General features: G+C 50.8%; 15 protein-coding genes. 2 read left to right on the top strand and 13 right to left on the bottom strand.

All coding sequences use genetic code 11. From position 1 onward, the window contains the following. Positions 1-143: 143 nt before the first annotated feature. The 5 genes from BBD41_RS23850 to BBD41_RS23830 all read right to left on the bottom strand — a co-directional run bounded on the left by BBD41_RS23850 (position 144) and on the right by BBD41_RS23830 (position 4,089). Positions 144-1,019: an alpha/beta fold hydrolase gene (locus BBD41_RS23850; RefSeq protein WP_099479012.1), complete on the bottom strand. Its 876-nt coding sequence runs from the start codon at positions 1,017-1,019 to the stop codon at positions 144-146. A gap of 142 nt (positions 1,020-1,161) precedes the next feature. Further along, positions 1,162-1,752, bottom strand: a complete 591-nt coding sequence (locus BBD41_RS23845; RefSeq protein WP_099479010.1) for a hypothetical protein — start codon at positions 1,750-1,752, stop codon at positions 1,162-1,164. Positions 1,753-1,888: 136 nt separating this feature from the next. Then, the gene (locus BBD41_RS23840) at positions 1,889-2,398 is read right to left on the bottom strand and encodes an NUDIX domain-containing protein (protein ID WP_077567295.1); all 510 of its coding nucleotides are present in this window, start codon (positions 2,396-2,398) and stop codon (positions 1,889-1,891) included. A 52-nt stretch (positions 2,399-2,450) separates the two neighbouring features. Further along, entirely contained in the window at positions 2,451-2,897 is a 447-nt protein-coding gene (locus BBD41_RS23835; protein ID WP_077567296.1) for an NUDIX hydrolase, read from the bottom strand. A 202-nt stretch (positions 2,898-3,099) separates the two neighbouring features. Beyond that, complete coding sequence (locus BBD41_RS23830; protein WP_237086893.1) at positions 3,100-4,089, bottom strand: phosphotransferase; 990 nt, start codon at positions 4,087-4,089, stop codon at positions 3,100-3,102. A gap of 273 nt (positions 4,090-4,362) precedes the next feature. Between BBD41_RS23830 and BBD41_RS23825 the strand changes: the two genes are divergently transcribed. Beyond that, on the top strand, positions 4,363-5,826 hold the full coding sequence (locus BBD41_RS23825) for an endonuclease/exonuclease/phosphatase family protein (RefSeq protein WP_223260504.1): 1,464 nt from the start codon (positions 4,363-4,365) through the stop codon (positions 5,824-5,826). A 233-nt stretch (positions 5,827-6,059) separates the two neighbouring features. Here BBD41_RS23825 and BBD41_RS23820 read toward each other — a convergent pair whose 3' ends face one another. Next, entirely contained in the window at positions 6,060-6,275 is a 216-nt protein-coding gene (locus BBD41_RS23820) for a GNAT family N-acetyltransferase (RefSeq protein ID WP_223260505.1), read from the bottom strand. 17 nt (positions 6,276-6,292) lie between these two features. Then, positions 6,293-6,739, bottom strand: coding sequence for a GNAT family N-acetyltransferase (locus BBD41_RS23815; protein WP_077567298.1), 447 nt, complete (start codon positions 6,737-6,739; stop codon positions 6,293-6,295). 350 nt (positions 6,740-7,089) lie between these two features. Here BBD41_RS23815 and BBD41_RS23810 point away from each other — a divergent pair, with 350 nt between their 5' ends. Further along, complete coding sequence (locus BBD41_RS23810) at positions 7,090-7,353, top strand: hypothetical protein (RefSeq protein WP_028404649.1); 264 nt, start codon at positions 7,090-7,092, stop codon at positions 7,351-7,353. 553 nt (positions 7,354-7,906) lie between these two features. Here the strand turns inward: BBD41_RS23810 and BBD41_RS30585 are convergent. The 6 genes from BBD41_RS30585 to BBD41_RS23785 all read right to left on the bottom strand — a co-directional run bounded on the left by BBD41_RS30585 (position 7,907) and on the right by BBD41_RS23785 (position 13,328). After that, the gene (locus tag BBD41_RS30585; RefSeq protein WP_335582726.1) at positions 7,907-8,137 is read right to left on the bottom strand and encodes a hypothetical protein; all 231 of its coding nucleotides are present in this window, start codon (positions 8,135-8,137) and stop codon (positions 7,907-7,909) included. Between the two features lie 88 nt (positions 8,138-8,225). Beyond that, complete coding sequence (locus BBD41_RS30580) at positions 8,226-8,597, bottom strand: stalk domain-containing protein (RefSeq protein ID WP_335582725.1); 372 nt, start codon at positions 8,595-8,597, stop codon at positions 8,226-8,228. A 58-nt stretch (positions 8,598-8,655) separates the two neighbouring features. Then, entirely contained in the window at positions 8,656-9,861 is a 1,206-nt protein-coding gene (locus tag BBD41_RS23800) for a WD40 repeat domain-containing protein (protein ID WP_077567299.1), read from the bottom strand. A 212-nt stretch (positions 9,862-10,073) separates the two neighbouring features. Then, on the bottom strand, positions 10,074-11,597 hold the full coding sequence (locus BBD41_RS23795) for a sensor histidine kinase (RefSeq protein WP_077567300.1): 1,524 nt from the start codon (positions 11,595-11,597) through the stop codon (positions 10,074-10,076). Then, positions 11,594-12,289 (bottom strand): response regulator transcription factor, encoded by a 696-nt coding sequence (locus BBD41_RS23790; protein ID WP_099479008.1) that lies wholly within the window; start codon positions 12,287-12,289, stop codon positions 11,594-11,596. The genes BBD41_RS23795 and BBD41_RS23790 overlap by 4 nt, the downstream gene beginning before the upstream one ends. 94 nt (positions 12,290-12,383) lie before the next feature. Next, entirely contained in the window at positions 12,384-13,328 is a 945-nt protein-coding gene (locus BBD41_RS23785; protein WP_077567302.1) for an alpha/beta fold hydrolase, read from the bottom strand. Between the last annotated feature and the right edge of the window lie 5 nt (positions 13,329-13,333).

Genomic DNA, 13,333 nt, shown 5'->3' with positions numbered 1-13,333 from the left:
TGGCCGGGTTGCCGTTACCTGAACTGACGCCAGGTCCAGGTGTCATCGCATTTCCGAGCGATAACCAGAATCAAGCAGGCTAGCGCATTGATGAGCAGACCGGCATATCGTTTCATCCTCATTGGTCATCCCTCCGCCCAAGCTTACCTGCAAAAGCCAACAATCTCTTCATGAATGAGCTCCGGCATCTCATGATTGATCGCATGACCCGCGTTCTTCACAATTCGGTGGTTGATCCCATATTCTCTAAGTCTCGCGAGGGACTTCGGATAATAGCTCAACATATCCTGGTCCCCGATTAGAAACAAGGATTTATCCCGAATCGTCTGAATCGCATCTTGAGGATAAATCGTAATCGCATGCTTCATCATCGAACGGTTGTTAAAGTATTTAAGCAGATAGGTCCAATGCTGCAAGAGGTCGGGGTTCTTCTCAAAAGCGTCTGCGCTCGCACCACACAGCTTTCGAAGCAATTTGCGGACATTTTGTTCCGATGGAAACATGGCTTCCGGCAGAAATGCCCTCATCATTTTGCTCATCACTTCGAGTTGGCTGCCAGGAATTCTGCCTGCCATGCATACGATTTTCCGAACCTTTTCCGGCCTCGCAATCGCGTAATGGTAAGCAAGATAAGCACCATAGGATACACCGGCAATGTAAACAGACTCCAGCTTCATCACCTCAAAAATCTCATCCAACCATTTCACCTGATTAAAGGCCCGGTCGTAATTCGCGTTAGGCTCGCTCTTCCCTGAACCTCCGATATGATCGACCGCGATCACATAATAGCTGGCAGACAGCTCCCTGGCGTTATAGATCCACATCAGTGCTGAATGATCTCCTGTACCGTGAAAGAGGAGCAGCGGCGGATTCTCCGGATTACCGGCCGTTATGATATGTGTGATACCGTATTGGGTAGACACATCTACTTCCTTGTAGGGTACATTCCATCCATTTAGCAATCGGTCGTAGGATTCATGGATAAGCCTGCGGCCTTCCTCGCTTTTATAACGCTTCATTCCCCGTCCCCCTATAAGCTTGGATTTTCAACAGACTCTCTGCTCCCGATGTCGTGTCTTTACGAGTTAATGCCTTCTTCACCTGTTATGTAGTGTCTAGATGTTTATGGAATAAGTAATCATCACAATAAATCCAAGCGGTTCACGTTCTTGGTATTGGCGGTTTCATGAGAATCTCAATGCTTTGCACGAACCCATGATCATCAAAGTTGATGTACAACCACTCATTTCGGCCATCTTCTTTTCCGGCTCCCAGATTATATACAGCCTGATCGGTTTCATTCACGCTCCACTTGGCATTATCGTTAGCCCCGAGAACATTCATGATCTCCGAATTCGTTAATCCGATCAGATCATGCTCCTTCAACATCGCATCGACCATTAGTGCGCGCTGTTCCGGATAACCGACCCATCGGTTATAGTCAAATCGATGTTTCGACTGAGTCTGACTTAAAGCATATAAAGACAAAAATAATAGAACCACACCAATGCTTGCAGTAAACCACAAATGCTGCTTATGCAGTTTAATCCATGGTACCCGCATTATCATATACAACGCTGACCATAGCGTTATGATAGGCAACGATGCAAACAGTACCGTGCCGAATGTCATTTCGGCTTGAAGGCGGTAAATGAGCCGGATCCCGATCCCATAGGCGATCAGGTAGAAAATAGTGATAAGTCCGAGCACGAGGGCATGCGGATTCCTTCTCACTTGATATTCTGATGACATTACCTCTTCACCTCCATTACATGTCGGCAGGTTCCCCGCCACGCGCACTAATCAGAGCCAATCCAACCTTCTCAACGGCTTCCAGCCGAACCCCTATCGCAATGCCACCAATGAATTTCCCGTCTGGAATCGAATTTTACGGTCGTCTCCTATCTTTGACTAGCGGCATCGTACTCATCTCGAAATGCGCCTGCTCCCCGCCAGCCTCTACGAATATTTCCTTCGGATACTTAACCGCGGTGGGCGGCAGCTGATTCTCTGGAAAATACGCCAATTCCACCATTTCCTCATTCTCCGTATCCAGCTCACCCGAAATAACCCTGCACGCAAACACAATGGTCAGATACTCTACTTGATGCCCATTGCCATAGGTATACCGGCGCTCCTCACCGCCATAAACGCCGAGAATCCGTTCAGGGATTACGTCAAGCCCTGTCTCTTCCTTCACCTCTCGGATCATGGCATCTGCCGGCATTTCCCCTAATTCGATCGAGCCGGCGATTAAGCCCCAATGCGGCTCCCCATGCTTACGCCCAAACAAAATATGACCTTGTTCATTCCGGATAATGCCCGCCACGCTTGGCATAAAAATCAGCTGGTTCCCAATCTTCTCTCTCAATGCTCTGTAATAATCCGACATTCCCACTGTCAGTTCAGCTCCTCTTGGCAAGTTTGTAATTAACCCTCGGTTCACACGCTCAACATAACGACGGATGAAACACCGTTAACGGCAAAATATTACCAGACAGCAGGTTGTCGGAAATCTGCCGCATAACCCCCGCGTCCCGATAATCGATGTCTCCACTTGTCAGGTCCTGCACCAGCGCCCAACAGCAATCCTTGATTTCATCCGGAGCAGGCCGAAGGGAACCCCCTGCCATCTCCCCGACAAAGTGAAACAGGGTGACATGACTGTTCAAGCTGCTAATAAATTCATATACGGTTCCCGTCAGCCGGACATCATATCCTGTCTCTTCCTTGACTTCCCGGACGGCAGCCGCTTGAATCGACTCTCCCTTCTCGATTCTGCCGCCCGGAAAGCTCCATTTATTCCTTACCAAAGGTTTATTCTCTTGAATGAGAAGCACCCGGTCTCCGTGCACGATGGATACGCTGACCACCACCACACTCCCGTTGTTTGTCACTGATCCTCCTAGCGGCCTCATCCCCTAAACAATAAACCCGCCTTTGGCCAAATGTCAGAGGCGGGTTCTGAGATGAGATATAATTGTACATCAAGCGCATTCTGAGTTCTTAATAATGGATGGCTACCGACAGTTTACCTTTAACAATTATGAATCGCAAGGATTAAAACAGCCGCCCACAGGTTCCCTCCATCACAAGCTTTCATATAGGCTCCAGCAGCTCTGGCAGTCCTTCCAAATGCTTCGCAAGCCAGTCCATTTCCCATGCAAAACGGGCTGGCGGGCCTTGATGCTCATGGAGTTTAGCATTAACCCACCACACGCTCTCCATATACCACAGCCAGCGAATGCCTTGAATGAGATAGCCTTCAGGCACTTCCCTTTCTTCACGGTAGCCCTCCATAAAGGCGGAAACTAAAGACACATCCAGCTCGGAATGGAGCGCGCAAGAAATGACGGCGCGTGCGATATCCAGCTGCGGGTAATCGTAATTGAGCCGGTCAAAATCAAGAATGGCTGCCACGCCTGCAGGTTGAAACAACAAATTATCGACCCATACATCGCGATGAGCCCATCCGGTCTGCATGGGGTTTATCTCATCCCGAAACCGCTCGGTTGCGGCATGCTGGGCTTCCAGCGCCGCGAGAACTTCCGGTAACTTACTCCCCGCCGCCTCCTCCATAACTCTCTTCCAATAGCCAAGACGCTCCGTGCGGCTGGGGGGAATGAATTGAGGCTTGTCCTTCACTCCAAGCGAGCCATCGTTCAATATTCGGTGCATGAAGCCGATCTCTCTCCCCAACGCCCGCATTTGATCGGCATTCGTTCCCCCGGGAGCAACCAGCTGCCCTTCGCAAAATTCCATAACCATGAAACGCTCGCCCTGATCCGACTTCAGGAAATAACGTCCCTCATTCGTAAGCAATGCGGGGCATTTCCCCCCTCTACTTCGCAAACGGATTTGCTGCGAGAATGCCATCAACAGCTCTTCCTCATCATACAGCTTAAATCGCTCCCGGTTATATTGCTTCAGGAGATACGTCCCCTGATCCGTCTCCAATTTCCATTTCAGATTCAACCAGCCGCGGCGAATCGAAGTCACCTCATGAACGACGAGGCCCATGTCGCGCTGAATCGAAACAAGTAAATCTTCTAGAATCATCCTATCTGCTTGAACCTGCTCCACCACCATAACCCTCTCCTGCCGAGCATGCATTTTTTTATCACAGGACCTATTCTTCATGATCGTATTCCAATCCTTCAAGTGAATCATTGACCCAAGGAGCTTGCAATCCATAAATGCGGTCAAAACCTAAAAAAATGTAAATACGACGCCCCGCCAACATGGGTTATGATAAGGGCAAATAAGGAAAGGGGGTGTACTTTCGCCATCTGCTTGATTAAATGTCTATATGATAAAGGAGGAAGAGGATGAATGAAGTGGGCAAGGAGGATAACCCCCATTATGATCGTGCTCATGTTACTTTCGACCGGATCGGTGGCAGCAGCAGGAGAACCATCTGTAGCGGCAGATACAGAAGCTTCATTCGGCCCCTTGCGGATGATGAGCTTTAATCTGCGCTATGCGGCCAATGACAGCCAGCCTTGGGAGAAGCGGCGTCCCGTTATGAAGCAACTGATTTTGAACCAGCAGCCGGACGTCATCGGGACCCAAGAAGGCCTGCACCGCCAAATCGTCGATCTTGAGTCTGACCTTCCCGGTTATGACTGGATCGGCGTTGGACGGGAGGGTGGAAGCTTAGGGGAGTATATGGCGATTTTTTATAACAAGGAACGGCTGAAGCCCCTGGAGCAGTCCCACTTCTGGCTGTCGGATACGCCTCAGATCATCAGCTCGGCAAGCTGGGGCAACCAAATTCCGCGCATGGTCACATGGGTTCGGTTCCAGGACCTGCGCAGCGGCAAAACCTTTTATATGGTGAACACGCATCTCGACCACCAATCGGAAAACTCCCGTCAGAGAAGCGCTGAGCTGATTATCAATAAGCTCGATGCCTTTGACAAGGACATTCCCGTTGTGATCACCGGGGACTTCAATACACGGCCGGGCAGCGACACGTATTCGATCTTCACCGGCAATGGGCTGACGGACGGACATCTCAGTGCCAAAAAACGGACCAACGATCACTTGGGAACGTTCCACAACTACAAGGATCCCTCCGGCGGAGGCAGCGAGAACCGCATCGACTGGATTCTGCACAGCAAGGGGTGGAATGTCCTGCACAGCGCAATCATCGACGAGCATGAGAACGGCCAGTATCCAAGCGACCACTATCCTGTCATGATTGAAGCAATTATCCAAAAGGCAAGTAAAACAACCGAGGAGACGGTGCCAAAAGAACCCTTGATTACATCCCTATACATCACGGAGGTGGTTGCGAACTCGAACGTGCAAGGGAACTACAACTATATTGAAGTGTTAAATCCGACGGACCATACCATCGATTTGGAAGGATATCAAATCTATTACTATTACGATCCAGCCCGACCATTTGACAAGTCCAAATCCAATCGCTGGACGATCACGAAGGATCAGTACAGCACGGACACGACCCTGCGCCCGGGTGAAACGAAGGTTATCTGGATCAAAAAACAGCCCTGCTGTTATGAGCTGACGATGCAGGATTTTCTAGAAAGCTATGGAGTAACCGAAGAGACCTTAGATCCTTCGCAGCTGCTGGCCGTCTTCACGCCCGGGAATAATCAAGGTCTGAACGGCACGGCCACGAACGGCCGCGCAATAGGGATTACGTCCCCGGCAGGCACTCATCAGATTGGGGTTATGTACAATAACGGAGGCCTCGATGTCGGCGTCAACGAATCCGTAACCTATCTCAAGCCCGAGCCGCTTTCGAGCCTGATGCAGAAAGGCGCGACCCATCAGACTCCTACTCCGGGGACACCTTAATCCCCGATACGGCCTGTTCGAAGTTGGTATAGTCTGACCTATTCCAATGAAAACGTCCCTGCACGATGAATCCCTGCTAGGAGCTTGAGGATAGCAGCTATATATAAAAAGCTATACGTTTACTAAAAGCAGGCTCGCTAACATAAAAAAATCCCCCGCGGCGATTGAAGCGACTCGCCGCAGGGGAATATATTTCGTCATGCCGTAAGTGTGCCTGCCATCCATTTCATCGTTCAACCCGCGTTCAAGGTTTTCACGAAGCCTCGTTTGGCTCCGGCAAATCCGATTGCCTCATAGAAATGGTGGGCTTCCACCCGCTCGTTGCTCGAAGCCAGGATCATATAGTTGCACTGATGCTCTTCGGCAAAACGCTCCAGTTCCTGCATTAATCCTTTCCCGACCCCTTTCCCTTGGGCAGCTGGCGAAACGACGACATTCTCAATGAGCAAAAACGGGTGCTCAACACTTAAAGATCAAGCTTGGCCACAACCTCTCCCATCGACCACGGCATGATCCCGATTTCCTGGAATCCTGCTTGCGCGTACATCGCGCTGGCATGATTGTTATCCGGGTGATAACTTATCATGACAACCTCCGTTCGGTCCGGTTTCGAGCGAATAGAATCGACAACCTGCTGGAGGGCTTGCCTGCCATACCCGCGCCCTTGATATTCCGCATCGATCATCAATCGATAAATCCAGTAGTTCCCGTCATCCTCATCCGGTCCATACATCGTAAATCCGACGATCGTCTCTTCCGCATAAATGGCCATTGCCTCAAAGCCCTCAAGAAACTGAACCTGGGCTATTGAATAAAGATTAGAGGCTATATAGCCGGCTTGCTCCGGCTTGGGTTTTAGCTGGATACACGCTTCCCAGTTATTTGCATTCACCGGCCTAAGCTCGATACTCATGGAATCCCCCTCAATCTGCAACCACTGTTTCGGCCGCGCTCACGTCCAATTATTTCAATCATGGAAAAGCGGCCTTTAAGCACATCATAGCATAGGCAGACCCTTCACAGCCGGTATCAAACTTTTTAAAAGATACCTAACCTGTGTGCTGATAGTATGAATGATCCATGGAATCTTTTCAGCTACAAACCGATACATCATCATTTGGATCGTTCCGCCCTTCTGGAGATCTAATATCGTTATGTTGCTTGTTCATGATCAATCCGTTTTCCACCCTTGCGTAGCACATAATCTATAAACCTTTCATTTAATATATGGAATTCCTATTTTCATATATTGAGGTGAAGCCAATGAGTCAAGTCAATGCCGTACCTCAGCCAGACCTGGTGCTGATCAGCTGGTCAAGAAATCCTCTGGTTCCCGGTTCCGCCCGTCGAATCGTCGCAGCCCGCGTGATCGGCAGCGCTGCCCCTTGCCGCAGCGATTTGAGACCGAATGCCCTGCTTCGTACGGCGCTGGCCTGCTTACTGGATAACGATGTAGGATTTAAAATCGTCTTCCGCAAGCAGACCTCCCCGATTAGCGGGTACCTGCTGCTGCAGCGTGAAGGATAATCACGGAAGGAGCGGCATGATGCTGCTCCTTCCGCTGCTTAACGCAGCAATGCATTAGATATTCGGTGACGATGTCAAGGAAGCCGTGAACAGCTCCCGCACCTCAATAAGGTGTTCATTCCACCCAAGGAAAGTCATGTTGATAGACGGCTATTTCGGAGGCACTAACCGACACTTGTTTATTGAAATATCAGAGTTATTCTTTTCGGTTCAAATCCTGCAGTTGTTGATTCAGCTGGTCCAGCGAACGCTGCATCCGCTCCATTCGGCGCGCCCGGAATATTGGTTGCTTATGATGCCTGCCAATCCTACGAACAATAAAATAACAATTAAAGTCATCATCGCATGAACATCCTTTCCATCAAATAATATCTATTAAAATTCAAAAATACCAAAAAAGGTAATTCCTAGTTTTTCTTTACCTTACATTCTATCATACTTCCGTCCCTAATTTGATTCAGATTGCCCAGGAAATATTGCAGCAAAAATAGCCTGCAAGCCTCACCGTTTCGGTGGCTTGCAGGCACAATTTCTCCATTGAACAGGAGACACCTTATTTCATTTTGGTGACATGGACCGCGATCTGTTCCAGCTGCGATGGACTTAGGGAGTGATCCGGAGAGCTGAGCGTGACGAACCGGTCATCCAATTGAAAACCGAGCATGGCGGTATCGTCCGGGGTGTACCATTTAGCCTTCGTACCGTTGGATAATGTGACCGGCTTGCTGTTATAACCGTACGAATAATCTCTTGGCGAGATATTGACCGTCATATGCTCGAACATGATGTTAACTCCATCCTCTGATGCCCCCGTTTTACGATAAACGTCACCTTTTACCATTCGGTCGGGAGCATACGCTGCTTCAAAACCCTCAAAATTTCGCGAACGCTTTCCGGATTTCCCGCAGCTGCGCTTCACTGTATTTGAGAGGTACAAGCTCGTTGGACTGTCCTTGGTCCGTCCCGGTACCGATGACCACTTGCCGGTTTGCAGCGTCATACCGAACCGGTACGTCCAACACTTCAGCGATCGCCCGCACTGGCAGATAGGTTGTATTATTGTACGTAATCGGGGTCATCGTTTTACTCGAATCATAAACCTTGCCATCCACTTGAATGCCGATGCTGTGGTTCAAGTAAGCGGTAATTTTCTGCAGATTAGCTCCCGCATATACGCCTGCAGCTCCGCTCAACGTCATGCCCAGTACAGCCATCGTTAATATCGATTTCTTTAGCTTCATCATCTCATTCATCCCTTTCTGATATGGCAACCATATTTTTACATATTTAAAATAGAAGCTTTCATCTAAATTCAACAATCTGCGTCACCAGCAAGCTCTCCTTGTCCTCCGTCGTGATTCCAAGTTTCTTTCCGGAGGGGCTCCAGCTGAGCGGGTATACGGGATGTGCTGCCGGATGAACCGAAGAATAATACGGAGCCAACCAAGTCACTTTCCCGGAAGCCGTGTCGAACACGTATACGCCATTCATCCCGCTTTCATTCTCGGAATATACGTCGAAGGCGAGTTTCGCGGAATCCGTTGACCAGGATACATAGGATACCAAGTTCCCTTTGCCAATCAAGGAGCCCTGCAAATTGCCGGATGCGTCATATATGAGCAGCTCACTTCCCTGATTCCCGCCGGGCTCCGCCGTCGTCGTTACCGCGATATATTCGCCATTCGGGGAAATGTCGAAGCTCCACACATGATCGATCAGATGCACCGGCTCCGTCTGGCCAGGTTCAATAACTTTAAGAACATGGTTCATATCCGTATAATAGATCCGTCCCTTGCTCGCACCGAATGAAAGGTAGGATTCGACATGCTCATCCTCAATATCCATGTTCGAATAGGAGCCGTCTGTTGCAATGAGCCGGATATCCCCTTTCCCTTGCATTGAACCGGCAGCCAGCACATACGTATCCGAATCCAGCCAGCCTCCGATCTCCATGTAATTATCGCCCTTGACCGGTATAAGCTCCCCCGTCTGCAGGTTCTTGATGAAGTTGTCAGCCGTGTACTTATCCCTCCACTTCTGGACGAAGCTGTATTTTCCATCCGGCGACACCTGCTCTTTGACAAGCTGTGCTGCGGGCGGCGTCTTCTCCTGCTTCGAAAGCTCGCGACGTACACCGTTATTCAAATTCACGATTGCCGGGGTGTACGCATATTCCGGCTCCTCCGTTTCGGTAGCTTCCTTCACCATTTCCGTCATGGTGATCCGAAGCTCCTCCTCCGACAGCCATGCCTCGATATGGGATGCCGATATCCGGTGCGTGCCATCCACGACTAGCTGCTGTTCATTCGGACCAGGTGCTCCCTCCACAACCGTTAGCCTGCGCTCCCCTTGCTTGCCTCCCGGATCCGCTGCACTCTGTTCCGGAGCTTGACCGCCGTCCGGTTCGACAACGGTCAGCCGATCCTGCGATTGGCAAGCAGAGATCAATGACATCCCAACAACTGCCGCGATCAGCCTCAAACCAATGGATCTAACACTATGCTTCATACACAGGTTCCTCCTATGCCCTTTCCCAAGGAGCCTCGGCGCTGTCTTCGTAACCCGTCAGGCGCCGTAGGTTTCCCTCCCTGAGCTAAAGTATAAAGAACGGATATCTCGAAAACATATCCGGCTTGTAACGAACTTGTAAACATCACGGATAATCGAGCGACGTTGATCCAGTAAAGATTAAAAAGCCCAGACTTTAATACAAGTCTGAGCTATCTCTCGTGTGAATAATCCGGTACTGCTTCTTCAGGCCATCGAACCGGAAGGGTAACGGCAAAGATGGATCCTTCGGGTCCTGTGCGGATCAGCTGAACGGTGCCGTGCTCTTTCTCGGCTAAGCTGCGTACAAGCGACAATCCTAGTCCCGTCCCGCCGCGGGCTCTGGACCGGTCGCAGCTTACCGTGAAGAAGGGATCGAATATCCTGTCTCTGGCTTCCTCCGGTATGCCGATTCCCGTATCTACGATCGTAATGACCATTCGCTCCGCTCCTTGCGGGTCCACGGCACGATGATTAGCAATCGTTACGGTTCCACCTGGCCTGTTGTATTTCACGCCGTTATCCACCAGATTCAGCACGATATGCATCAAATTGTCCGGATCTGCCCATACCGTTCCTTCCGTCAGCGAGGTATGGATGGTTACGCTGAGTTGCTCCGCCTTGGCTTGAAGTCGAGCAGCCGTTTCCTGCAGGATGGGCACGATCTGAACGATTTCGGCCTTCGTTTGAAAATCATAAATATCCAGAGACGACAGCTGGAGCGACTTCTCCACCAGGCTGTACAGCCGGCCCGCCTCCTCGCGAATCCGCTCCCTCGCATCCTCTAATAAATCCGGATCGTCCCGGTACATTTCAAGCAGATCCGCGTATGCGATAATGGAGGTGAGCGGGGTCTTCAGTTCATGACTGATGTTCCCGATGAACTGCTTCTGCTGCTGTTCCAGCTCCTGCAGCCTTGCAACCGCCTCAATCAGCTTCTGCTTCTCCTCCGTCAGCTGACGGACCGAGGAAGAGATTCTGCCGCTCATCTCATAGATGCCTTGGGCCAGCTCCCCAAGCTCATCCCTCCGTCTTACCGTCGGTTCGCTCAGGTACTCTCCTCCACCGATCATCTGCGCGGCTGTATTCAGCTTGCCGATAATATGTGCCTGACGCCATACGTACAGAAAGCCGATGAGGAATCCGGCTGCCAACACCGCCGCTCCGGTGACGACAAACAAGCTCCGAATCCGATGATAGAATGCATGCTGCTCCGCAAGGGAGGCGTGAAACTGAATCGTACCGATCTGCTCGTCCATCAGATAGAGCGGGGCCAAGTATAATAGCTGATCGCCTTCGGTTATGTAAGCCGACCTACCTTTTGCCGTATAGGCTAGGGCATCCTGAACATCCGCCTTCGGCTGAAACGGCAGCGACGTGCCGGCAAGCGTACCGTCAAGCTTATACAGCGTAACAGCCATCCCGCTTCTGGCGCCAAGATCCACCGCAAGCTGTTGGCCCGACAGCTCCATATAGTCGTCCGGCGACCGGTTGGCATTCACTAGGTAGTCCTGATGTGTCCGCACATTGGCTGCCTCCGTTTCCTGAGCGAACGTATGCTCTAGACGGACGCGCTGGTCCTCCCTTATGCCTGCGAGCACCAACGAGCTCAGCACGACGAGAATCGAGATGAGGAGCAGGGCGAGCAGGAGCGCCGCCTTCCACTTCAAGCCAAAGCGCAGCCGGGTTCGGCTCATGACGGATTCTCCGTGCTTTTGTAGCCGATCCCGTACACAGTCTGAATGACATCATGCCAATCGCCCAGCTTTTTCCGAAGGCGCTGTACATGAATATCCACTGTTCGCGTCCCGCCCGCAAATCCCATATCCCACACCTGCTCAAGCAAATCTTCCCGGGAAAATACCCGCTCCGGATTTCGCGCCAGCAATGCCAGCAGGTCGAACTCCTTCGGCGTCAGCTCCAGCTGCTTGTCATCGGCATGAACGGTACGGCTTAACAAATTAATGGACAGGCCCGCAAGACGGACGAGCTTCTCCGGAGAAGCAGCCGGTTCTGCCGTTTCATGCGGACGGCTGCGCCGGGACAAAGCTTTGACCCTGGCGATCAGCTCCCGCATATCAAACGGCTTGGTCATGTAATCATCGGCACCGAGCTCCAGTCCCAGCACTTTATCGACAATGTCATCTTTTACGGTCAACAACAGAACCGCCGGCCGCTGACGATCGCCAAGCCGCCGGCATACGTCATATCCGCTAAGCTTCGGCATCATGACATCGAGCACCATAACATCCGGATCAAACGACTCAACGCGATCAAGCGCCTCCTGGCCGTCTCCGGCCGTTTCGACCGTGTGGCCTTCCCTGCGCAATGCATAAGCAATCGCGCTTGCTATACTTATTTCATCATCTACGACAAGCACTTTTGTCATCAGCTAACTGAGCTCCTTTTTACTCGCCATTCGTTGCTCTATGTATAGCATATTTGAGAGCGGATTTCATCATCGAGTGTTCACGCAGCATGGACTAGATTTGGGAATTTAATACGAATTGAATCACTTCCTGTGCATAGCGTTCCGGCTCCTCAAGTCTCGGAAAATGCCCGCTTCCCTCAAACACCACCATATGCCCGCCCTTTACCGTCTCCACGTATGCCTGCTGCTGTGTTTCACAGCAGACGGGATCAAATCTTCCTGCAATCAGCAGCGAGGGTTGGGACAGCTTGAACAGCTCAGGGATCAGGCTCTCCAAGAACTTCCCTTCCGCCTCAAGCTTTGCCGCGTGAACCCGATTCTTCGCCCACATGCCAGCATCAGTAATTTGACGATCAATCTTGCTATTGTAACAATCCGGGTCCATTCCGTGAAAATAAATGTTGTCACGCTTCGACCCTAACCCTTGTCCGATTCTGCCCCATGCCTGCCACAGCTCAAGCGGCGTATGCGAGCATGAGAGATAGGAATTGCACAGTACAACCCCCTCTGGATGCTCTAGAGCTTGGTATATCTCGTGCGCTTTCGCAATTAAACTGCGCATCGATGCACGAGCATCGAAACATGGCGTTTCAAATATTATTTTGTTCACGGATTGTGGATAATGAACGGCATACTTGAACGCAACGATTGCACCGAAGGAATGTCCGAGAAGCGTCCACTTTGCAATACCTAACTTGACCCTCAGCGCTTCGCAATCTTTGATTATATCCTCCAAACCGAATGTCTCCTCCTCCGGTATGGGATCTGATCGCAATACGCCCCGCTGATCCAACGCAACCACCATCATGTGGGCGGATAAGACGCCGGCCTGATGCCAGCAAAAATCAATACAGCTTGCCCCGGGGCCTCCGTGTAAATATAATAATGCAGCATCCTTTGACCCACCGGACATTTCGACATACAGGCGGGTTCCGCGTACAGCAATAAGTCCTTTCTCCGCACATTCCGGATATCCTCTGTTTTCGGTTGTTGGCATGCTAT

It is taken from the genome of Paenibacillus ihbetae (assembly GCF_002741055.1).
In the GTDB taxonomy this organism is placed as follows: Bacteria; Bacillota; Bacilli; order Paenibacillales; family Paenibacillaceae; genus Paenibacillus_AQ; species Paenibacillus_AQ ihbetae.
This window is presented reverse-complemented; position numbering and strand designations above follow the sequence as displayed.